Origin of the sequence: Vreelandella rituensis (genome assembly GCF_003336665.1) — a bacterium.
GTDB classification, from domain to species: domain Bacteria; phylum Pseudomonadota; class Gammaproteobacteria; order Pseudomonadales; family Halomonadaceae; genus Vreelandella; species Vreelandella rituensis.
This window is the reverse complement of sequence record NZ_QPIJ01000001.1, coordinates 44,527-65,958: the sequence shown is the minus strand read 5'-3', so window position 1 is coordinate 65,958 and position 21,432 is coordinate 44,527. Positions and strand designations below refer to the sequence as shown.

Sequence of the window (21,432 nt, the reverse complement as noted above, 5' to 3'; positions counted from 1 at the left end):
GGCTCAGTCCTCCGCAATAGTCATGTGAAACCGCAAGGCCCGCTGGTGCAACTCACTGCCGGCCGTGGCCATCTTGATGACGTGCATCATGGCCTGCTGGTCAGTGGCGAACACCTCGCGCTCGTCCACACGGTTGATCAACAGAAGGTCATTTTTCCATGGCTCGGCCACGGCGCCATCGGTGGTGAACATCCCCCAGCCCTCTTGCAACGCCGCTTGCTGGTGGCAGGAGGTCCACGCATTAAAGACTTCCGCATCATTCATGCCTGCGTCATAGGCCTCATTCCAGTCGTCGCTGGTTTCATGGGTGCGACCGGCGGCACTGCCCACGGTCATACGCTCGAAGAAGCCCTGGTAACGGGCAAACAGCAGGTCATCATGGGGTAGCATTGGGGGTGTCCTCCTACAACTTCATGAATGCAAAATAGGCGTTTCTGGCATGGGCGGCTGGCGCTCTCTTTGCCAGCCGGTCCGGTAATATTAATTTATATATAGGTAATACGCAACCCATATATAATGCCACCTGAAAAGCTTTCCACCCAGCGGCTCACTCAGCACAACCCAGCTTCTCGGCAACCTTGAATCCGGCGTGCTGCGCCTCGAACCAGTGCCAGATATCTTCGACCGGTGTGCCGGGATCGAACAACTGGAAGCCCGCATCAAGCACCAGCGCGCCCTCCTGGTCTTCACGCGTCGGCACATCGCCAAGCTCACGCCAAAGTGCATCGAGACGCGCTAGCGCCCCTGCGTTGGGTGCGTGGGTCGGGGTTGTATCGGGGCCGCCGGTGATACGCGTTTGGGGCATTGCCATGTTGGTTATCTCCATCTGAGGGAGGCTCAGGAAAGGAGCCTCCCTTTGGGTGAGGGTGAGTTAGTCGGCTTGCGCGAGGTCCAGGGCCGCCTTACGCAGGGCGCACCATTCGGGATGGCCACTGCCGCTTGTCACGACTATCTCCGGCTCGTTGAGCGCGTGGCCATGGGTTTCGAGGTAGGCGTTGGCCGCGTCCCGAGTGAAGAAGTTCTGGACTGTCCGCCAGTAGTGGAAGACGTTGATCGGGACGGCGCGAAACACGGCACCTTCACTATCAAACTCTGTCGGCTCGGTGGAAGTGGCGAAATCATCGTCCTCCTGAAAATAGTACAGCACGTCTGAGTCCTCGGGCTCTGGGTCTTGGGGCAACAGCGCCACCTCCTCAGCAAAGGCGTCATCGCCGCTTCCCTGATTGACCCACACTATCTTGTCGTATCCCCCGTAGTTCGTGCTGCTGGCAGATTCCTGAACCATCGTTTCACGCAGCTGATAAACCGGCTCAGCCCTTCTTATTTCTGCCTCTGCGAGCATCTTCTGGCCCAAGGCACGCAGGGTGGCGATGGCGTTCTGTTCGGCATTGATCATGATCTTTTCCTTCTGTCTTCTGATTGTGCCGGCCGGTACGTCCCGGCCAGCCAACCTTTCGATATTCGGGGGATGAAACTCAAACCACTAACTAAATAGGCAGCTGGCGCTATTCAAGGCGCTGGACGCCGCAGCGGGGGCCAAGCTGGTAGGTGCGGTCGTGGGGGAAGTTGGCACCGTCGCAGGGGAACGGCGCTTCGGGGTCGGGCTTGCCCAACCAGAGCAGAAGTGTCACGCCCTGCCCTTCTGCGGGATCAACGTCCATGTCGTTCCAGGTGCCCGCGAGGCTATTGGTGGCGTCGGTGACCGACTCCCATTCCTGGAAGTCATCGGGCAGGGGGGCGGCGTAGCTGCCGGATTCGTAAATCAGTTGGCCGAAGCAGTGCATAGAAAGGATCTCCTGTGGCGGTTGCCAGTACGAAGCAGCGGTTGCCGCTTCAATGAGTACACTTTAACCCATATATGGGATTAATGCAACCCATATAAGGAAAATAGCTGTGACTGCCTGGTGCCCTGCTCGCTATCCCCCGCCACGCTCATTCGTCCGGTGCCAGCCTGATCCGGCGCTTCACCGCTTCCCGCTCGCGCCTGTCCATCAGGGACCAGTCCTGGATTTCGTCTTGGGTGCGCTTGCACCCCTGGCAGACGCCCTCTTGCAACTCGCACCGGCCCACACAAGGCGAGCCCTCCAAGTGCCAGACGTTATTAAGGTTGATCGGGGGCAGCGAGGGGTCGGGCCAGTTCACCATGGGAAATACCTACCGTTGCTTGGGGGTTGATTGACGTGGCCCAGCCCTTTTGCAGGTTCTGGTATCCACCCTATAACATCTTTTTCAGGGTATCATGGTCATAAGAAATTGAAGGTGAAAAGTCACCCGTCAGCCCAGGAGCGCCCCATGTTTTTCAAGAACGCACTTCTCTATCGTCTGCGTAACAAGCCCGCCATTGCGCTGGATGCCCTCGAAAATGCCCTTGGTGAGCACCGCGCAGTGCCGCTGGGGGAGTCTCAGGCTCGCCGCCACGCCTGGACGGCGCCTGCCGGTCGCGCCAGCAACATGCTGGTGCATGAGGTTCAGGGCCAGCGTTTGTTGAGCGTCTTGAGCCAGGAACGCATGCTGCCCGCCTCCGTGGTGAAAGAAGAAGTCGAAGACGCCGTGGCCGAGATCGAGAGCAAAGAAGGCCGCAAAGTCACCCGCAAGGAAAAGACCGCGATCAAGGAGCAAATCACCGAAGCCCTGATGCCTCGCGCCTTCATCCGCTCCAAGCGCACCTTCCTGTGGTGGGATACCCGCAATGACCTTATCTGTGTTGACGCCTCGAGCCGCACGACCGCCGAGGACGCCCTCGACCTTTTGCGCGAAACACTGGGCAGCCTCAAGGTCGTTCCGCTGAGAACCCAGGAACTGCCGGTTGGCAAAATGACCGCCTGGCTCACCGATCCCGCTACTCGCCCCGCCTGGCTCGTCATGGGCGACAAGGCCACCCTCAAGGACAAGGCCGATACCGTGTTTACCGCTCGATGTGCGGACCTGGATGGTGAAGAGATCCAGACCATGCTGGCCAATGGCTGCCAGGCCTCCCAACTCGCCATCAGCATCGAGAAACAGGCCAGCTGCGTGCTTACCGACGACCTCGCGTTGAAGGGCATCCGCTTTGCCGAGGCCCTCATCGAAGAAGCCGATCACACCGAAGACGGCGATGATGCCCTGGTGCGCCTGGAAACCGACTTCCACCTGATGACCGGCGCCCTTACCCAGACCATCGACATGCTGATTGATTGCCTGGGCGGCGAGGTTGCGTTTGAGCCTGAGTCCGAGCCTGAACCCGCAAGCGACGCTGCCTGACGCGCATACACGACCACGGAAAAAAGAGAACCCTTATGGCCGTAGCCAAGATTTCGGGAATCACCATCTCCTACCCGGAAACCCCGGAGAGCCCAATCATTTCTGTCAAGCACGGCGCCGAATACGATGTGTTCCTGCGCCTGGACAAGCGCGGCAAAAGCCCGGTGGTAACGGCGCAGATCCTTCGCCATGCCGACCGCGCCAGCACCCTCTGGCCCTTGAAGCCGCGTGACGTATCTCGGCTACATCAACAGACCCGTGCCCGCCTGATCGTCGGTTTGATGCAACCCCACTACGCCGAGACCATCAAGCACTGGGTGGAAAACGCCGCCATCGATCCCTTTGGGGATATCGCCGCCGAAGACGACCACCGCAAGACGGCATGACCCCAGGCCGGCATCCAAGGATTGCCGGCCTTTGCTTTATTGCTGCCAGCCATCAGGGAGATTCCATGGACTTTTTGCAGCTCGCACAGACCGAACGAATGGAGCAGGCCCAGCGCTTGCTTGCCGATGAGACCTTTTCCCTGGCGGCAGCTAATCGCTATCGTGAAAACGGTATTGGTAACCCAGACGCCTGGGACTACCTCGATCAAATGGCTGGCGCCAACCTTGCCGACCTCCCCCCGGACAGCCTTGCGCGGTTGAAGGTTGCCCTGGCAGCGGCCTTCGATGCCCCGGGTCTTGCCGACGCGGACGCCCTGACCATCACCCAGAGCACCCTACAGAAGAAAAGCCCCGACCGGACGCCGCGCCAGGCCTTTCTGGATATCGAAGCCATCCGCCAGGGGCAGCCGAATCCCTGGCTCATGCAGCACCTGTCGCCACGCCTTGAGACGGCCACCCAGATGATTGCCAGCCGTATCCGGCAACCCGTTGCGATCACCCGCCTGATCATCGGCGAGATGGGGGAAGGCAAGTCCACCCTGCTGAGGCTGATCCATCACCTGGCGCGCAAGGAAGGCGCAATCCCGGTGACCTACACCGCCCCGCAAAGCAGAATCTTTCGCCCTGAGGATATGCTGGGCGCGCTGTTCTTCGCCCCTGTTCTGTTTCACGCCTGCGCCGAGTACATCAACTCCAAGCCTGGCAAGCCCTCTATCACCTCTTTACTCGAGACGACGAAGAAGAGCGAAGCCCACCCTGCCTTTCGTGCCTTCGTGCGGGCTTGCCAGAAATCAAAACGCACGAAGAGAGACGCCACTCAGGAAGCCCCAGACGACGACCTCGATGGCGTGGTGCGGGAATTTATCGAAGCCATGCAGCAGTGGGTCAAAAATAGCTCCAACTCGCGCTGCGGACCGATCAATCGCTTCATTGCCAAGCATGATCAGGGCATGGTGTCCTCGAAGTTCAACGTCATGGAAGGCACGACGTTCATCCTGTCCACCATCAACTTCATTCGGCGCTGCCAGGTCTTCCCTCTGTGGCTGGTCGATGAATTTGAGTCTTATGTCGCCCTCAACGAAGGCCGGCTGCAGGTCTGCTTGGGGCTTTACCGTGAGATCATCGACGCGATCAATCATCGCGACCCCGAGCATGATCAAAGCAGCGGTGGCCTGTTCCTGTTCAGCACCTATGACGGGCTCAAGGTGATCAAGCGCTATCCGGCCCTGGAGGATCGGCTCTACACGGCTAACAAGCAGTTCAGCGTCAATCATGGCTCCTGGCATATGCAAAGCTTTCGTGACGGCGATCCGAAACACACCGTTTTGCGCATGCTGGAGCTCTACCGGAACGCGGCAACCTCCGGCGACCCGACGTGTCTTGCCGCCGCCGATCACGCCGACCTCATCACAAGCCCCGGCGCCCAAGAGCTATTCGCATCGATTCTGCAGGCCAAGAACAGCGTGCCCCGCAACACCTTCAAGCAGGTCGCCGAGCTATTCGATACCTTCGAGCATGGTGATGCGGCATTTCTTGAACGCCTGTCGGCTTTCCACGGCCCAGCACCCGAGCAGCCCGCAAGTTCAGACGATAGGCCCCCGAGCGCTACGCCACTCGCCACCGTGACTCCCGATACCGGTGTGAATCAGGCGCCGGCCCAAAAACGCAGCGCAGTTGACCTTCTTCTGAGCTGTGTTAGAAGTCGCCGCGAATCAGCGCCAACGGATGCCGCCTCGGCGCCGGGCCCTGCCCCTTACACCTGCGAAGCGGATGCGATTGAGGACACCCCTGAGCCGCTACCCCCGCCGCCCGCCGAACTCGTAATTGATGGCAACGACATAGCCGAAATCGATATTGATGACGTGGAGGCTGCCCCCGGCTGGGAGAATCACGATTATGGCATCCTGCCCAGCGGGGACGGCGACTTGCCTGATGCCGACGTCGGCACGCCATTGGTCGCCGGCAGGCCCATGCTCACCGGAAGAGCGATGTTGGACGCAGTGGCCGGTATTCTTGTGCAGCGCGACACGGCCCTTCTCTCCCTGTCCGAGGCGGATATTAAGGCGCGCCTCCTCAAGGCCAGCCATGCAGGCTACCTGATGCAGCGTTTCTGCGTGCTGCGCGACCAGGGCGGAAACCTGCAGGATTTTTGTCACTTGATTGGGTACCGCCCCAGACAGATCTCAGCGCTGGAATTGGAAGCGCGATGCGGCCTGTGGATCGAGGAAAGCGGTTGCCTGTCTTTCCCCGGCAACAAGGCCTCCAGGATTTGGCATACCTACTTCGCTATGCTCGCGTGCTTGTCCGACGACTTCACGCTACGGGCTAATCAGGCCATTACCCGCTTGGTCTCGATGAGTGACGTAATAGCGCCGGATAACAGCGAAAGCGAGGCGGACACGCCCAAGGAAAAGCCCAAAGGCAAGAAAAAGCGCGAGCCGCGCCTGGCAATCACCGAGGTTCGCCAAGTGACCCTGCAGCCCTTTACCTCCATCGGTCAGCTTCGCCATAGCCTGTACATTATCGCCGCTGGTCAGGGGTACATCCCCTTGGATGAAGAGATCGATAGCCTGGTCATGAATGAGTACCAATCGATCATGGGTGACATGCCCTCCCCATCACGCAACGGTATCTCATTCACCTTGGCCGGTGACGCAAGCCCTATCAATACCAAACGCTACGATGACGCCCCGATCGACCCCACGGTACTGCGGCGCTATCTGGCATGCAGCGTCGGGTGAATACCCTCTAGCGGGAAGTCCCTGACAGATAAACGGCTGAGAGGGGAAAGCCCCTCTCAACCAGCGTCAGGGGCGGCCTACTCAGTGGGGTATGCCAGCGGGAAGGTTATACGCTCAGGGTTCACAAGGTGTGTCTTGGGGGTCTCGGCATCGCGCCACCCGCGAAACACTACAAGTACCTCATTGACCACATCATGGGCATTGCCATCGAAATCTTCCGGCGTCATCGCGCCAAGTTGCTCCGGATCGCTGGCGCTATCGATCGACTCGGCAGGCACCGGCGTCACCAGCAACTTTCCGGGGTGATGGGACGTTACCCAGCCAACAAGGCCGCACTCATCGAACACGGCGACCGTCCCTGCCGGAAGGCCCTCAAGACGCTTCGCCACCTGATGAGAAACCCTGACGGTTTCATCGTGCACCATGATCTCGAGTTCGAAGCCCTGCTCAAGAGAAAGCTCGCACCCGGCAACCTCCACGGCAATGTCATTAATTTCGTTGAGGTCCAGGGAAAAGGCAAGTTCACGAAGGATGTGGCCATTCTGGACAATCGCAAAGCCGGTTGTGTCGTCGCCCTGCTTAACCGGCTGGATAGTAATGTCGCTGCTCATATGTCGTCCCTCTTGAGAATAATGTGTCACGCCTTGGCGCTGGATAGGCGCCAGCCGTGGGGTTTTACTGAATTATGCAATCAAAGGTTGTGTGCCGTACCACTCATATATAAACTGTATGCAACCAGTATATTAGCAAGCACCCAACCGGGTCATCCAATAAGGAGCGCAATATGCCAACCTTCATCATTGCCAAGAGCCGCACCACTCGTCAATGGAGCACCCACGCCCCCGCTGAGGCACCCTCGGAACAGGGACACGCCCTCTATCCGATGGCTGCCTCAAGCGCCACTGACGCCCTGCGTCGCGCCAAACGCCTGGAACTCAAGCTGGCGGCGCTGAGCGAGCACGAACACCAGCTATTGCTAGGGCTCATTCTTGAGGCCCAGCACTGGGAAAGCATCAATCCTGCCCTTGCCGACACCCTTGATCAAATGCGCGACAAACCTCGTACTTTTAGTGCGAGGAAGGATAGCGCGTGGCGCGTAGCGCCTCTTGGTTGACTTGCTATTATTACCACGCTAGATTCTAACCATGACCACCGTACATCGCGCCTACCGTTATCGGTTTTACCCCACGCCCGAACAGGCCGACCAGCTTGCCCGGACATTTGGCTGTGTGCGGTACGTTTACAACCACTTCCTCCGCCAGCGCACCGATGCCTGGTTCGAGCATCAAGAGCGGATGGGCTACAACGCCACCGCCAAAGCGCTCACCATCCTCAAGAAACAGCCGGACACAGCATTTCTGGCTGAGGTGTCCAATGTTTGTTTGCAACAATCGCTCCGGCATCTGGATCGAGCGTTCAGTAACTTCTTCAAAGGCCAAGCGCGGTATCCCACCTTCAAGAAAAAACAGCGCAAGCAATCAGCCACTTACATGGCCAATGGTTTTCGCTGGCGCGATGGCAAGCTGTGGCTCGCCAAGCACAAAGACCCGCTGAATATCCGCTGGAGTCGGCATTTTTCCGGCACACCGAGCAGCATCACGGTGAGCTGCGATACCGCTGGCCGTTACCACGTCAGTTTTTTGGTGGAAGAAGCGGTGACGCCGCTCCCCGTGACACCTAAGATGGTCGGTATCGACCTGGGGCTAACCCACCGCGTTATCACCAGTCACGGCGACAAAATCCCCAACCCGCGTTTTCTACGTCGTACCGAGCGCAAGCTGGCGCGGTCACAGCGCCAGCTATCACGCAAACAGAAAGGCTCGAATAACCGCGCCAAGGCGCGGCTTCAGGTCGCCAAGGTGCATGCTAAGCTGGCCGACCAACGCCGCGACGCCACCCACAAACTCTCCACGCAGCTTATTCACGAGAACCAAGTCATTGCTGCCGAGAGCTTGCAGATCAAGAACCTGCTGAAAAACCGCTCACTGGCCAAAGCCATCAGCGACGTGGGCTGGCATCAGCTCACGCAACAACTGGCGTACAAGGCCGAGCGGTACGGGCGCGATTTCGTCCAGATCGACAAGTGGTATCCCAGTTCGAAGCGCTGCTTTCACTGTGGCCATATCACCGAGAAGATGCCGCTCAACGTCCGTACCTGGGACTGCCCAAGCTGTGGCACTCAAGGTATCGACCGGGATGTGAACGCTGCCCGCAATATTTTGCAATCGGGCAAAGCCATTCTGGCGGGTGCTGACAAGCTCCGCCAGCATGAGAAAACTACCGTAGGGCTTACGGGAGGTTAAGCCTGTGGAGCTTGTGTAAGACCCGAGGTGCCATCACCAAGGGCAACGGGCTGCGAAGCAGGAACCCGGAAGGCGACAACCGGGAATCACCGTCCTTCAGGCGGTGAGGAGGTCAAATCTCCATCCCTGCTGACTGGCACAGTGCCGCCCGATCGCTGGCGCGCAAAAGCCTGTGCCGCATCGTGGATACGGACGCCATGGCGGTGCGCCTGCATGGGGATGCCCGACATTACCACCCCGAGCTACGCCCTTCGGCGCAATCGCTCAAAGCCGCCTGACCGGGATTGCCTCGCCCCCTGAATCGGGGGCGATGTGAGAAAATAAGGGTTATTTCATCAGGAAAGCTGAGCCATGTTAAGCCGAGACCCAACCCGACGCATCCAGTTAACCATCACTCTTGAGCAGGCCGAGGCGAACGCTAAAGCCTTGGCCCTATATACCGCGCTTTGTCAGGGAAAGTTGGATGAAGTCTCGATGCTGGCACGTCTCGGCCACCTGCCCACCTCAAACATGCAACCGCAGTCGTTTCCGCCGAAAAAAGCGCCGGGAGCGCTTGTCGATCACAACCCACAGGCAACGCCCGATACCTGCACCACGCTCGATACCCTGATGGTCCAGGCCAAGGCCTTGCTGGGCTATGGGGAAAACAGCCATCACGGCATCAGCCACCCGCATATTCCGGAGCCGGTCAAACGCGCACATGAGGTTTTCCAGGTCCTGGACAAGGCGATTGCTGAGATTGAAAACCCCAACCCGCCTTTTCGCCATTATCGCTATCTGGGTGTGACCGTGCGCTATGCCGATGGCCCAGCGCCAGACGCCATGCCAGTCATCGAGTCCGCCGAGGACTCAGGAGAACCGTTACATGTACCTGAAATTTCTTGTCTCGACCGCTAGCCTTGCCGCCCTGCTCGCCACCTCACCCGCCGCCGCCAACAGTGGGCAGGCGGCCGACAGTCCCGCCAACGGCTTCAAGGCGCATTACCGGCTGGATGCGCCAGGCATGCCCGTGACTACCATCGAGCACCAGCTGGCGTTCAATGAGTACCGTGTGGAAAGCAGCATGGAAGGCAAGGCGGGCGGGATTGCCAGCGCCACGGAGAGAAGCCGGTTCCTGGACATGAGCGACACCCTCACGCCCCTGCTCTATGTCAGCGCCCAAAGCACCTTTGGATTTAAGAAAGAGCACCGCATGAGTCAGGCGGATCTCAGCGGCCTTCTGGATCGCCAGATGATGCTCTATCAGCTATCCCGCGATGCCCGTAATCAGTCCTGCCCCGAGGCGTCACCCTGCTCACTGGCGTATGCCGACCACCAAGGCAAGATAAAACAGATCACGTACCATCAATACGAGTTTCCCGCACAACTGATCCATGGCGAAAGCTTGGTACCCGCCGGGATCATCGCCCGCGAAGCGAACAATCGAGACCCCATGCGCCTGGCGTTCCACCCCACTGTTCCGGGGCTGATCCTCGAGGCGGAAGTCCCCCAAGACGACGATCGGCCCTATCGACTGACATTCCGCGACGTGGCTTTTCGATAGCCTGAGCACTACAACAAGGAAAAACAAGATGAAACGCACGACCAAAGCCTGCTGGAATTGCGATAGCAAGGTGTTGCGACATTTTTCGAGCCTCAATGAGAAAGTCTGTCACGCCTGCGGTACCGTCATGCCCTGGGTGCTGGAGGATGGCCAGAAGCCCATGCTTGGCACCTCCCGCGACGGTGAGCCCGTTAACCGAGTCATTAACGATTCACCACAACCACGCCGGAAGTGACCCAATAGAGTGATCTTCTAGCGTCCCAAAGGGTACCCAAACCAAACGTTACCGGTTTCCCGGCTGACATTTCCCAACTTCGAAGGGAATCAAGGCCTAACGCATGCAAGCCCGAGACAACGGACTATCTGGTATTCTTTGGCCCGGCCCAGTCGCCGGCTCCCTCTGCACTGCTGCTCTAGGGTTGCTAAGCCAGGGAAGGCGACGGTCCTCCCGCCTATCTCCTGTAGTCCATTGTGGCGCCAATAAACTAAGCACACCGTTTTCAAAGGGAATTACATGCGCCCATTTATGATATCTGCCGAAGAAAAGAGAAACTATCGGATATGGATCTGGTTTTTTCTAGCTTTTATTCTTCTCTATGTAGTCATTGAGTTTATGTTTAACGCGATGCTGCTGAATGTTTCTAGTGGTTTTACTGTCGATGACGAAAAGTTCCATCAAGTCGAATTATTTGGCCGAGTTTTAGCAAGTGTCGGCTGTACAATTACTCTATTTGGCGTATTTAGTGCCAAGATACGAGGGCTTGATGCATTTACCATTAAGGGCGCCATGCTTACCTTTTTCCTGGCGTTGGTTACCATAGGGCCTATTTTCTATTTCGCAACGGAGACGTTAATTGAGCAAGGGCTTGTCAAACAGTCAAATGCCGAAGATCGCTATATCGCTGTCACAATGGATTACGCAAAGCGCTTGCATGCGTCTGGCTTCACTCGAAAATTTCCATATCGTGAGGAGATGATGGTAGACCCTCATCATCCAGAAGCTATGACCTACCTGGCTTCTTTTCCATTGGTAGGGTCCATGCACGAGGGCCTTAGGAATCAAAACCTTAATTCCGGGCCTTTTGAGGCGAAGGGTGCAAAACAAGGCCTGATTTACTACACATCCATTCACGCCATGTCGGCGATGGATGAAACCTATGCGTCATATCTACAATACGAGCCTCAATTAAGAGCCACCTATGATGATTATCTAAAGGCCAGCCGAAAAGCGACATATAATTCGCGAGGCATATCTGATGCAGAGTTCAATAAGATATGGATTCCTGCGCGTAATGAGCTGCGCGACTCATGGATCAAACTTGGACCTTCCATCAAACGCGAACGTGATTCTGTTGTAAGCCATATACGTCGCAATGTTTCTGGCTCTCTCTACAATTATTACACTAACGCTCGTCAGCAAAAGTATAGCTTGACACTTCATAGGATAGAAAGTCCTGCGTTTCTAAAAAAGCTGAAGCGTAGCGAGATTTTTGGCCATAAACTTGTCGAGAGACCTAATGGTGAGGTGAATAGAATAGAAGTGTCTGGCAATCCGAATCCCTTTGCTATTTATTGCGGGGGGACCGGACGAATCGGGCGTAGCTGCAACCCTAGTCGTGAACAGCTATTTGACTTCATTTGGGACTGGAGAAACTACGACCTTTATTACACCAAAAAAACGGCAGGATATCCCGTCACTATAAGTACCTATGAGGACTTTTTGACTCATAAAAAGACTGGCCGGGCGATGCGCGAGAAGATCGAAAGCACTTCAGGCATCAGACTGGATAGATCGTTTGACACGACATTTGGCGGAAGTTCTATCATGGCCCGTCGCTATATCGACGACGCCATCAAGAAAAAGAGCCTGTATGCATGGCGTCAAGAGTTCTCTAAGGTAGCTGGAACCTCCGTTAGCGCGCTTGATACGTTAGTACCCAATATGAGTTTTAGTGACTTCATCCAGGTCAAAGGCATTGCGGACAATATTCGTGAGATTACAGGCGGATTTTACTCCAGCAAATTAGAGATTGATATGGATGTGAACACCTTTTACAGAAAGGTGATGGCGGATGTCGCACAGACTCAATTCGACATACTATATGCTCGCTACTCGCGGAAACCCCAAGATTATGTCAACACACCTCAGGGAATCGAGGATGGATTAAGTGCCTATCGCATGGCGATTATTCCACCGATTGCTTTGATGATGAGCATGTTCTTTTCCTTGGTCGCTTTGTTAAAACTTCCTCTACTGATTAACGAGCTAATCTATTGCTACTCAAAGGGGAAGCATGACTATCGATCTGTGGCTTCATGGATACTTGTCCTTGGTATTGCGACTGTAATATTGGTTCCTTTTATCCTATTTCCTTTGGACGACATGCCGGTCAACCTGCGCCTTGACATTATGGCACTAGATGAAAAGTCATCCGTACTGGCACTCATTCAGCATTGGCTGTATGTGGTTGAGCCCGTCCTATACGGTGTTGGGCAGGGGATGCTGGAGATGACTGGTCTCAACAATCTTGAGATTGTCCATCACGCCATGTATCCGGATATTGCTAAGTAAGCCGTCTTTCTTTAGTCAGCCAAGCACCGTTGGGAAGAATATGGATAAGAAAAGAGAAGAGCAAATGAAGTACGTGGCCATGTCATGTGGTGGTTCAGCGGAATTTGCCTCTGGGCGACCAGAAAAAAAGCCTTCGCGCCGACAACAAAAGAAACCTATCAACCTCTTTGTCGTAGGGGGCATTGCGCTGACCCTGGCGATCGCTGGTTTCTGGTCATACAAGCAGTGGTTTCGAACAGCGTCTCTTTTTACAGGGGATACTCCCGAAAGCGTCTATTTCCAAGAGCTTAGTTACAGTTTGTCGGCTGAGTATGGCAAAACCATGACCATACTACCCGCCTGGCATGGCGATGAGCAGGCAATGGGAGAGGTGTTTACATCTCAGGGACTTAATTATTATAAAAAAATTAAAAGTATCGAGTTTGGCACGGGAAAAAATGTCCGACTGACCAGTCGATTACTTTCATCTCATATATGCTTCATATGGGGGCAAGACATGAATTCATACAAGGACTTTATTGATTTGTACGAAGAAGGAGATATTGATCAAAAACCTTCTTATCGTGCGCAATTTTTTCTTAATCATGAAATCGGTCACTGCATTCAGGGAGCAATGCCAAGCTGGAAATGGAAGGTAAAAGATAGTGACATAATTGAAAGAATTTCCCTTGTTATCGATGTTTACGATCAAGAATCACTTGAGATGTTAATTAACAGACGTCAGGATCATAGTCTCTATAATCATTATATACTGGAATCCTTTGCCGATTTGTATGCACTACATAAGCTTAGTAGTCAGCAACCAGCGTTTTTTACTCCATTGATGAATCAGCATTTTTTTAATAGGAATGTGACTAGTCGTCGTGGTTACCTTCATTATCTGACTCAGATCCATATGCGAGAAGGAATTCAAAATCTGAAATACTATAAACACAGATCCTCAGGTGAATTTGCTGAAGCCACGCTCAATAGCGTCAAGCAGCGTTCAGATATTGGATTTTTAGATGACTTGATCATAGGCCACATCGCGGACACCATGGATGCTTCTGCATATCGTGTGCTTCAGCCTGAAAAGTTCCGGAAGGCGGTAGACATGTACCAAAAAGTCACCAAAAGAAGTCTCTGACACCCCCGCCAGACGGCGGGTTACTCGGCTTTTTGCTAAGGCGCAACAGGCTCGGGAACAGGCTCACTGCTTTGCCGTAGGTCCTCAACGCACGATCGGACGGTATCCCGGATACCTTGCAAGGCCAGCGCCGGACTCGCGTCCAACCAGCTGAGGCCTGGAAACTCTTCACATAGCCCAACATGCTCCTGGTCGTCCTGCGACCAGGTGACCCGATAGGTGTAGCGATCCGAAACTTTTGGCAACTTTCGCTCCTTAATCACGACCCGCGCGGCTGTCTTCCGCGCCTTGATCAATACCAAGCTCTTCGGTGATCAAAAGCGCTCTCTTGTGTGCTTTTCGGCACTGTCGAGACCTGGTGAAGAAGTTTGTGAACACGATCCCCATGGGGAGGATAGCCCCAATAACAATCGCAAGCCCCGCACTCACCGGTATAGCCTTCATACTTAAAAGTAGCGACGTACCCAAAAGAATCAAAGAAAACACACCCGCAATATAGGGTGTCTTTCGCATTTCTCTCAAGTTGGCACGACTCAGCGAAAAGCAGCGGTGAATCTCGGCTATTTGTTCGCTTCTTTGGTGATCATCCATGCTGGCTTAACTCTTTGTTCGTTGGATTTGGCACTCTAGCATCCCCTGCGGACCGCCTGCATTGGGTGCGGACACTATGGGGCAACCCTTATTCCAGTAACAGCAATTAACCTGGACTCTCACGGCAAACCACAGTGCCCGCCAGCAAGGATATAAGCACAGAAGATCAGTCGGTTTTGGTACAATGACACCACTACCAACTAGGACAATTTATGGACGATTTTCGAAAGACCCGGCTAGGCATCACCAACGCTGCTCGCCTCCTGAACGTTCGAGTGACAGAGCTCAAAGACGCTATTCACCAAGAGAAACTACTCAGGGGCGTCGCGCCACCGCTTCCCTTCCAGCGAACGGGTATTAGGCAAACGGAAATGTTGTTCAATGCTGGCGACGTGATGGATTGCGCGGAAGCGCTGAAGCGCCTAACAGCCAAACCGCAATAGCAGGCTCCGCTTGCTTCAAGTAAATTGCCATGGATGATCCTCTCCCTAAGCGCTGACGCATCACGGGCGAGGCTTTCCGTCTCTTTATATATGGGTTGCGCTGCACCCATATATGTGTAATGATTAACTCATGGCCACGCAAGTGCCAGCACATAACCTGCAACCGCAATCAGATAGAGGCAACCGCCATGATGACAATCACATTCACGAAAAACACCGCCTACCGTGCCATTAGCGACATCAAAGTGGGTAGCTCCGTACAGATCCACAAGGGCGAAGTGGTCATCTGTTCCAAGGGTGGCAAGAAGCCCACCCTCGAAGGATCACAGGGCGGCGTCACCGGCAGCCCAGTCGCCCTTGGCCGCTTTCTTGAGCCAGCAAGCCCCGCCGAAACTGAGGCATTGAAGCGCGAACTGGGCATCAGTGGGGCCACCCAGTACCGTAAGGGTGATTTCGCCATCATGACCAAGCCGTATACCTTCTCAGACGGTGAAACCCTGCCGGAGGGCAGCCGGTTGCGCTGCCTAAAGGGTGGCGCAAAACCCACCTTCCTGTTCTTTATCGAAGATACGGAAGCGGAGTCCAGCCTCCCCCTCAGTCATATCTCGCCATCAACGCGGGTCGAGGACTGCGAAGCGCTCGGCCAAGTGATTAGCAAACTCAAGACATTCAAGGAAATGTCCGAGGAAACCATTGCCTTTGTCTGCACCATCACCTTTGACGGCATGACACTACACGCCAAAAATGACGGCCATGGAGGCTGCCATCTCGTCACCGGCTCAAGGACCGCGGAACTCAAGCTGGACGAAATACTCACTCAGGCAATTGTCGAAGCGGGAATGGAGAGGCAGGCAGGCGAGGATTTGACTGATCACTATCTGGACTATCTGTGCGGGCCGGATGGTCTGATGACCTTCGCCGAGTATGTTCGCCGCTTCAGAACTGCGATGGAAGATCTGATGGCCAGCAAGCCGCTGAATTAAAATGGATACGGCGCCAGCGTGGCTGGCGCTTTTCCTTGGAACTCACACCCGACTTGAGCGGATAGCGAGTTGGCCGCAAGGCCACCAGCTAGGCGACCGGCGTTGTCACCTGCGAGGCGGCGGCTGTGATCCGCTGTGCAGCGAAGTAGTAGCTCAAGGCCGCCAGGGTGAAACCATCCTGCACATGGCCCTCCCCCAGCCAGATAGGCAATCTCTCCAGAGGAATCGATGCAAGCCCAGACGCCTCTCTGTCTCGCTGCCCGACCACTACATCACCGTGAAAGCGCGCCACGTACAGGTCGATGCAGGCGGTCATGATTGCGGTGTTGGGCCTCACCTTGCCCAGGTACTGCAGCGACCGGGGGTCTATCGAAAGCCCCATCTCCTCTTGAAGCTCTCTTGCCGCGCAGCGTCGTGAGGTCTCCCCCTCATGGGCATAGCCCCTGGGTACCTCAAGGGTCATCGCCATCTTCTGGGCGGGACGGTGCATCTGCAGCAACCAGAGGCTATTCCCCACCAGCGGCAAGACCGCCGCCCCCTGCTTTGATGTGGGCTCATCCACAAAGTGAAAGCCGTCTTCGCGCATCACCCGAAACCAAGGATTCTCGTACACGACCATAAGCACTACTTCCATCCAAAAAAGGCCGCTTAATACAGAAGCGGCCTAGCGGTGATTAAAACGTGTAGGAAACCCCGATCATCCAGACGGGGTAAACCGAGAAGGCATCCGCATCGTCTTTCAGGTTACGTTCTTCCTGGCGCAGATCCTCGTAGAACTCGGCATTCTGGCCTTCGTAATTATTGGAAGTCGACAGTGCCACGTCGATGCTGGTCGGGAACACGCCCACCTCGGAGAACAGCTCGAAGCCGTTGGTATGGGTGGAGCGCCAGCCCATCCCGAAGTATGGCTGAACGCCATCGGCGATCGTGATCTGGCCATTCAGGCTGCCGACATCCGCAGCAGAATACCGCTGGCCGTTGAAATCATACTCGGCGCCGGCCTTGGGAGTCCCCGTTGCGTTAGACTCGATATCCGGAAAAGCCGCCCCTGCCGCCAGGTAGAAGCCGCCGCCGAAGGGATGCAAGTTGAAATGCAGGCTGCCGACACTGATATCCAGATCCGCATCGTAAACGGCTTCATCGGTGTCGTAGTCGGTATCGAAGGAGAACCCACCCGTATAGCGAGCGGTCACCCCGAAATTCTTGTGAAAGCGCCAGCTAACGTCCGCACCCACCCCGGTAGTGCCGCCAACAGCGCCGACAGACACCTTGTCCTCGAACGCCTGAGCGCCAGTGGCGACCAGCATCAGTGCGGCAGCTACGCTCGCGGCAATCAACGTCTTCTTCATCTCAACGGTTCCTCTTGCACGACCAGCCCTGCCGATCGAATGGTTTTAGTATTAGGCACTCTTTCCGATACCTACACCATTGTACCTTTTTTAGAACGTGCGTAGGTATCCCTGAACAATCTGTTTATCGCTTGCCACCCCCGTCGTTTGCTTTTAGGCTGGCGTTGGTCGATCACAACCGGCAGCTCCCAGCGGCACTTCCCGCACGGCAAATGTGATCTCAGCAACCTCGCTACTAACTTCGTGGCCGAGCGCGTCAACGGGAGCAACGTGACTTCACAAGCCAAAACGAGGTTTTCATGACTGCTGAATACGCCACTCGCGTCGATCGCACCAACCCCCGCGCCCAGCACTTACGCTTCGCCTTAGCGGAGCGGCACCACCTGGCGCTCTCCTTCCCCCAATGCATAGAGCTTGTCACCCTTGAGGATGCCCCCAGTGGCGGGACTGACGCCAACGGCCCAGCCGGGGTCGGTCACCTCAAGGCGCGAGCCAAGCATTTGCGTCATGCTTTGGTGGATCTCCATAGCGCCGACTTGTCGCATACCCAATGCCTGGAGCTTGTCGCCCGGGAGGACGGACACAAGTGCTGGAACGTCGCCAAAGCCCAGGCGGACGTCGCGGCCCAGGGCAATGCACCCGCGCCAGCCCAGCCCGCACCCCCGGATAGCTCGAGGGACCCCCATGCCGAGGCCTTGACACAAGTGGCCTACCTTGCCGCGTCACGTGCAACTCTCGAGTCCCAGGCACAAGCCCTGGCACTCTCTCAGTGGGGAAGGAACGCGAGCGTGCTCAAGAGCGCGATCGAAGACGTTTGCACGGAAACCGGGGAGCCGTTACCCGACGACTGGGCCTGTGTGGATCTGGCATTTCTCGAGCGGTTCTGGCCGCAGCGCGAACAGTTTTCTTCCTCGCTGCAAGCCAAACTCAACGCCCTGATGGATACCGTTGCCGGATTGAAGGCGGTCATCGGCAAGCAAGAAGAGTCATTCGAGTCAGCCGAGGCCTTGCTGGCGCGTTACAGGGTCGATACCCAGCTTGGCTATCTCGCGATGACCTTGAAGCACACGCGGTAGAGAGCACTCGGCAGACTGAGGCCTGCTGCTGACGCAGGCCCTCTCGATTCCGATGGAGTCACACCCGCAAAGAAGGAGCAATCATATGGCTAGTTTCCAAGCACTACAGATTGGCCTTTAGCTTTGCTTACGAAACATCCTTTCTATATATTGTAGTATCATAGTAAAGATACTATTTTATATTCGCATGGAGGCCGGTCGTGAATAATTTTTTATGCCCTAACCGTGAAAAATGGGAAGCCTGGATTTTCAAAATATGGGTAGCGATAGTCTTCCTGTCTGGAGCTGTCATTATCTTTGCTTGGCAAGCCTCCGCAGCAATACCTTCCAGTTTCGGCATCACTCCCCACTTCCCGATATGGGGAAGTGCCTCCATGGCGATCGCAACCCTTCTCTTGATAGGTATATTCTTCGGTATCTTGAATTCTATCTACATCAATTCTTGCGACTTAATCTTCATTTCAAAGACAAACGGCAACGAAACCATCAACCTGCTCAAAGCCCAACAGCGTGCAGGTGCCCTTGACTTCCAAAAGGACTCTAATAGCAGTGATCTGTCAGAAACTTAACTCGTCCCAAAATAACGAGACACACATCCCAGCAGCCATCTTCAAGTCGTAATCTGTTTAGGGACGGCTGCTTCTGAAGGAGGTTATCTCGATTCCGATAGGGTCACCCCCCACCAGTACCGATAGCAATACGCCATGTCACAACATGTTTAGATTAACTCTCAGCTGCCTCAGCTTGCTGGCAGCTAGCATTAGTGACATCAGACTGTCCTATTTGAACGTCAGCCGAGCCCGAATAGGAGGCGGTATACGTGATCCAGCGCCGAAGGTAATCAATCCCTTTGCTGGAGCATATTTCCTTCCTCACCACGGCTTTTAAATCGAGCATGATCAGATCCCTATCCAACACGGTTTCGAGATAAGCCGTAATGGTGTAGTGGGTCAGGATGTGCCTATCTCCTGAATCCGTGAAGCCGGCGCCGACACTTTCCCTATCACCGCCAGCGAGCATTTTTTGACCTCCGATCCCGCCTCAATCGCCGAATGCATGTTGGCCATGGCCGACCCTTGCTGCGTCGGCCGGCGGCGATGCCCCATTTTGTCAGGCATTTCTATCCGCCGGGCTCGGTGATGCTGGCCGCTGGTGACCATCAGCCCTCTGCTGGGTGGCTTTATCCGACAGGCGATCAGCATGGCGTTCCTCGCGGATAGCGCAGGCGACGTCGCAGGGTTTTCAACACCGTCATGCGCCCAATGTCCTGCCCGAAGTCGAGGATGATCTGTCGCGCCTTGTGAATCACGAGAGCCGCACGATGCACCAACTCCTGCAACACCGTCCGTAGCCGGCGCCGCTTGGCGGGATGGCGGACCGGGCTTAGCTCGCCGGTCATGCCCAGCTGTCCCATCAATCGCAGGATGTTGTAGGCCAGCTGGGCAAGATGCAGGATCAGATCGTTGGTGGAGAACTTGCCCGACGGTAGCCGCTCCAGGTCAAGATCGGTCTTGATCTCGCTATGGAACTGCTCGTGGGTGGCATGCGCCTGATAGCGCTTGATCACCGCCTCCGGCGACTCATCCAGGCTGGTCCACCAGCCTTCCAGCTCATACGCCGGTTCGAGCAGCAGCTGGCCATCGCGATCGGCGGTACGCTCCACCAGGCGCATCATGCGCTTGACGATGTATTCGACCTTGTTGTCGTCACGGACTGAGACAGTCTGTGCCCACAGCGCCTGGCGTTTGCCAGGGCGCAGCTCTTCCCAATAGTCCGCCGCCACTGCCCGCCAGGTGTCCTGATCGGCCGTGGCCGAGCCGCGCGGGTTCCATTTGACGACATAGTCGAGCCTGCGCCCCTCGTCGGCAAAGGCCTGGCGCTGCTGTTCGAGAAGCGCCAGATGTGCCTGGCTGTCGAAGCCGCTGTCTTCACGCAGCAGGATGGGCTGATCGGTCAGGCCTTGGGCGCGGGGCAGCACCCGCTCCAGGAAAGCGTTGCTCTCCTTCATGGTGTGCTGCTTGCCGGGACGCAGCTCCAGGCCCAGACACCACCCTTCATTACCCAGATAGGCGGCGATCGGGGTGTAGCCGTCGACCTTCTTGTAGGTCCGCGAAACGCCTTCCTTCTTTGAGTTGCTGTTGTCCATGACGAAGGTGTCGATGTCCAGGCAGACATGCGTCGTCTCGGCGGTGATCGGTGCCTCCGCCAATGACAGCAGCGTCGTGGACCAGTTGGCGGTGTGCGTCTGCAGGTCGTTGGCGGCGAGTTTGTCCAGCCGCTGTCGCAGCGTCGCCGTGCTCGGCACCTTCTGCAGGGTCAGCAGTTGTTGGAAGGGCTTGTCGCGGCGGACGTTTTCGATGGCGTCATAGTCGCTCATGCCCAGACACAACAGGCCCAGGTAGCTCTTGACCACGTCGCTGGTGCGCATGCCCAGCGTGGTGGGGAAGCGGCTGTCGATACTGTCGACACCCGCGATCTCGACGCACTGCCCGATGATGGATAGCCCGGCGTGACTGGTGAGGGTGCGGCGACTGGTGCGGAACTTGATGTTGGGCATGGAACTGTCTGGGTGAATGGCGATGCCCGCTATCTTGCCATGAAGATCAGGGGGTTAGAAGTACTGCAGGGGGTCAGTCTCACGGATTCAGGTATCTGTCAACATTTCAACCCTGCCCAGGCGAATAGCATTGTTGACCATCTTTCATTGAATTTATCTACCCACTCCTTTAACCCTTCCCGGAGAGTGTCTTGATCGAGTTCGCCCTTGTCTGAGACCGGAAAAATAGGTAGCTATCGTGGTGGCTGCTACAGAAAAACTAACAAAGAGATTTTCATGGCGTGGCCGCCGTCCGAGTAGTTTGATCGGATAGAAACTCAAAGAACCTAAATACATTCGATCCCTCTATCATAATACCTTTTTTCAATTGCCCTTTGCTGGCCACATCGACAGTCATGGCTTAACCGGCAATGCGCCAGACAGGGTTAATCTTGACAGTTTCGACATTGATGGCGCCGGCCTCCACAACCCAGCCGGTGTGAAACCCCCTACAGACGCCCTCCTGGGGCTAAGCGGCATCAA

At 55.9% G+C, this 21,432-nt stretch carries 24 protein-coding genes; 13 read left to right on the top strand and 11 right to left on the bottom strand.

All coding sequences use genetic code 11. The features are described 5' to 3' along the window. Positions 1 to 3: 3 nt before the first annotated feature. The 5 genes from DU506_RS00420 to DU506_RS00400 form a co-directional block, all read right to left on the bottom strand. The gene (locus tag DU506_RS00420) at positions 4 to 390 is read right to left on the bottom strand and encodes a hypothetical protein (protein WP_114484981.1); all 387 of its coding nucleotides are present in this window, start codon (positions 388 to 390) and stop codon (positions 4 to 6) included. Between the two features lie 157 nt (positions 391 to 547). Continuing rightward, positions 548 to 811, bottom strand: coding sequence for a hypothetical protein (locus tag DU506_RS00415; RefSeq protein ID WP_220254260.1), 264 nt, complete (start codon positions 809 to 811; stop codon positions 548 to 550). A 60-nt stretch (positions 812 to 871) separates the two neighbouring features. After that, positions 872 to 1,396, bottom strand: coding sequence for a hypothetical protein (locus DU506_RS00410; RefSeq protein WP_114484980.1), 525 nt, complete (start codon positions 1,394 to 1,396; stop codon positions 872 to 874). 109 nt (positions 1,397 to 1,505) lie between these two features. Continuing rightward, complete coding sequence (locus DU506_RS00405) at positions 1,506 to 1,784, bottom strand: hypothetical protein (RefSeq protein WP_114484979.1); 279 nt, start codon at positions 1,782 to 1,784, stop codon at positions 1,506 to 1,508. A 148-nt stretch (positions 1,785 to 1,932) separates the two neighbouring features. Continuing rightward, positions 1,933 to 2,145: a DUF1289 domain-containing protein gene (locus DU506_RS00400; RefSeq protein ID WP_114484978.1), complete on the bottom strand. Its 213-nt coding sequence runs from the start codon at positions 2,143 to 2,145 to the stop codon at positions 1,933 to 1,935. Positions 2,146 to 2,292: 147 nt separating this feature from the next. Here DU506_RS00400 and DU506_RS00395 point away from each other — a divergent pair, with 147 nt between their 5' ends. The 3 genes from DU506_RS00395 (at position 2,293) to DU506_RS00385 (ending at position 6,367) form a co-directional block, all read left to right on the top strand. Next, a complete protein-coding gene (locus DU506_RS00395; RefSeq protein WP_114484977.1) occupies positions 2,293 to 3,240 on the top strand; it encodes a recombination-associated protein RdgC in 948 nt (315 codons plus the stop codon). A gap of 35 nt (positions 3,241 to 3,275) precedes the next feature. Further along, complete coding sequence (locus DU506_RS00390; protein ID WP_114484976.1) at positions 3,276 to 3,626, top strand: hypothetical protein; 351 nt, start codon at positions 3,276 to 3,278, stop codon at positions 3,624 to 3,626. A gap of 65 nt (positions 3,627 to 3,691) precedes the next feature. Next, positions 3,692 to 6,367, top strand: coding sequence for a hypothetical protein (locus tag DU506_RS00385; RefSeq protein ID WP_114484975.1), 2,676 nt, complete (start codon positions 3,692 to 3,694; stop codon positions 6,365 to 6,367). A gap of 77 nt (positions 6,368 to 6,444) precedes the next feature. On the opposite strand, the gene DU506_RS00380 is transcribed toward DU506_RS00385, so the two are convergent. Continuing rightward, the gene (locus tag DU506_RS00380) at positions 6,445 to 6,978 is read right to left on the bottom strand and encodes a hypothetical protein (RefSeq protein WP_114484974.1); all 534 of its coding nucleotides are present in this window, start codon (positions 6,976 to 6,978) and stop codon (positions 6,445 to 6,447) included. Between the two features lie 173 nt (positions 6,979 to 7,151). Between DU506_RS00380 and DU506_RS00375 the strand changes: the two genes are divergently transcribed. The 7 genes from DU506_RS00375 (at position 7,152) to DU506_RS00345 (ending at position 13,911) form a co-directional block, all read left to right on the top strand. Then, the gene (locus tag DU506_RS00375) at positions 7,152 to 7,481 is read left to right on the top strand and encodes a hypothetical protein (RefSeq protein WP_114484973.1); all 330 of its coding nucleotides are present in this window, start codon (positions 7,152 to 7,154) and stop codon (positions 7,479 to 7,481) included. A gap of 31 nt (positions 7,482 to 7,512) precedes the next feature. Further along, the gene (locus tag DU506_RS00370; RefSeq protein WP_114484972.1) at positions 7,513 to 8,670 is read left to right on the top strand and encodes an RNA-guided endonuclease TnpB family protein; all 1,158 of its coding nucleotides are present in this window, start codon (positions 7,513 to 7,515) and stop codon (positions 8,668 to 8,670) included. 351 nt (positions 8,671 to 9,021) lie between these two features. Further along, positions 9,022 to 9,567 (top strand): hypothetical protein, encoded by a 546-nt coding sequence (locus DU506_RS00365; protein WP_114484971.1) that lies wholly within the window; start codon positions 9,022 to 9,024, stop codon positions 9,565 to 9,567. Beyond that, on the top strand, positions 9,536 to 10,213 hold the full coding sequence (locus DU506_RS00360; RefSeq protein WP_114484970.1) for a hypothetical protein: 678 nt from the start codon (positions 9,536 to 9,538) through the stop codon (positions 10,211 to 10,213). Before DU506_RS00365 ends, DU506_RS00360 begins: the two co-directional genes overlap by 32 nt. 28 nt (positions 10,214 to 10,241) lie before the next feature. Continuing rightward, positions 10,242 to 10,448: a hypothetical protein gene (locus DU506_RS00355; protein WP_114484969.1), complete on the top strand. Its 207-nt coding sequence runs from the start codon at positions 10,242 to 10,244 to the stop codon at positions 10,446 to 10,448. Positions 10,449 to 10,727: 279 nt separating this feature from the next. Next, entirely contained in the window at positions 10,728 to 12,785 is a 2,058-nt protein-coding gene (locus DU506_RS00350) for a hypothetical protein (RefSeq protein WP_114484968.1), read from the top strand. Positions 12,786 to 12,825: 40 nt separating this feature from the next. Next, a complete protein-coding gene (locus tag DU506_RS00345; RefSeq protein ID WP_147273696.1) occupies positions 12,826 to 13,911 on the top strand; it encodes a hypothetical protein in 1,086 nt (361 codons plus the stop codon). A 255-nt stretch (positions 13,912 to 14,166) separates the two neighbouring features. Here the strand turns inward: DU506_RS00345 and DU506_RS00340 are convergent, their stop codons facing one another. Continuing rightward, the gene (locus DU506_RS00340) at positions 14,167 to 14,502 is read right to left on the bottom strand and encodes a hypothetical protein (protein WP_114484966.1); all 336 of its coding nucleotides are present in this window, start codon (positions 14,500 to 14,502) and stop codon (positions 14,167 to 14,169) included. Between the two features lie 631 nt (positions 14,503 to 15,133). Here DU506_RS00340 and DU506_RS00330 point away from each other — a divergent pair. Next, a complete protein-coding gene (locus tag DU506_RS00330; protein WP_114484964.1) occupies positions 15,134 to 15,928 on the top strand; it encodes a hypothetical protein in 795 nt (264 codons plus the stop codon). An 88-nt stretch (positions 15,929 to 16,016) separates the two neighbouring features. Here the strand turns inward: DU506_RS00330 and DU506_RS00325 are convergent, their stop codons facing one another. After that, positions 16,017 to 16,547 carry an NUDIX hydrolase gene (locus tag DU506_RS00325; RefSeq protein WP_181870645.1) on the bottom strand — a complete coding sequence of 177 codons (531 nt, stop codon included), beginning with the start codon at positions 16,545 to 16,547 and terminating at the stop codon, positions 16,017 to 16,019. Positions 16,548 to 16,602: 55 nt separating this feature from the next. Beyond that, positions 16,603 to 17,277: a hypothetical protein gene (locus DU506_RS00320; RefSeq protein ID WP_114484962.1), complete on the bottom strand. Its 675-nt coding sequence runs from the start codon at positions 17,275 to 17,277 to the stop codon at positions 16,603 to 16,605. Positions 17,278 to 17,576: 299 nt separating this feature from the next. Here DU506_RS00320 and DU506_RS00315 point away from each other — a divergent pair, with 299 nt between their 5' ends. Both DU506_RS00315 and DU506_RS00310 read left to right on the top strand, forming a co-directional pair. Next, the gene (locus tag DU506_RS00315; protein WP_114484961.1) at positions 17,577 to 18,353 is read left to right on the top strand and encodes a glyoxalase superfamily protein; all 777 of its coding nucleotides are present in this window, start codon (positions 17,577 to 17,579) and stop codon (positions 18,351 to 18,353) included. A 200-nt stretch (positions 18,354 to 18,553) separates the two neighbouring features. Further along, the gene (locus DU506_RS00310; RefSeq protein WP_114484960.1) at positions 18,554 to 18,922 is read left to right on the top strand and encodes a hypothetical protein; all 369 of its coding nucleotides are present in this window, start codon (positions 18,554 to 18,556) and stop codon (positions 18,920 to 18,922) included. Positions 18,923 to 19,303: 381 nt separating this feature from the next. Here DU506_RS00310 and DU506_RS21870 read toward each other — a convergent pair whose 3' ends face one another. Then, complete coding sequence (locus tag DU506_RS21870; protein ID WP_147273695.1) at positions 19,304 to 19,555, bottom strand: hypothetical protein; 252 nt, start codon at positions 19,553 to 19,555, stop codon at positions 19,304 to 19,306. After that, positions 19,549 to 20,910: an IS1380 family transposase gene (locus tag DU506_RS00300; RefSeq protein WP_114484958.1), complete on the bottom strand. Its 1,362-nt coding sequence runs from the start codon at positions 20,908 to 20,910 to the stop codon at positions 19,549 to 19,551. The genes DU506_RS21870 and DU506_RS00300 overlap by 7 nt, the downstream gene beginning before the upstream one ends. Between the last annotated feature and the right edge of the window lie 522 nt (positions 20,911 to 21,432).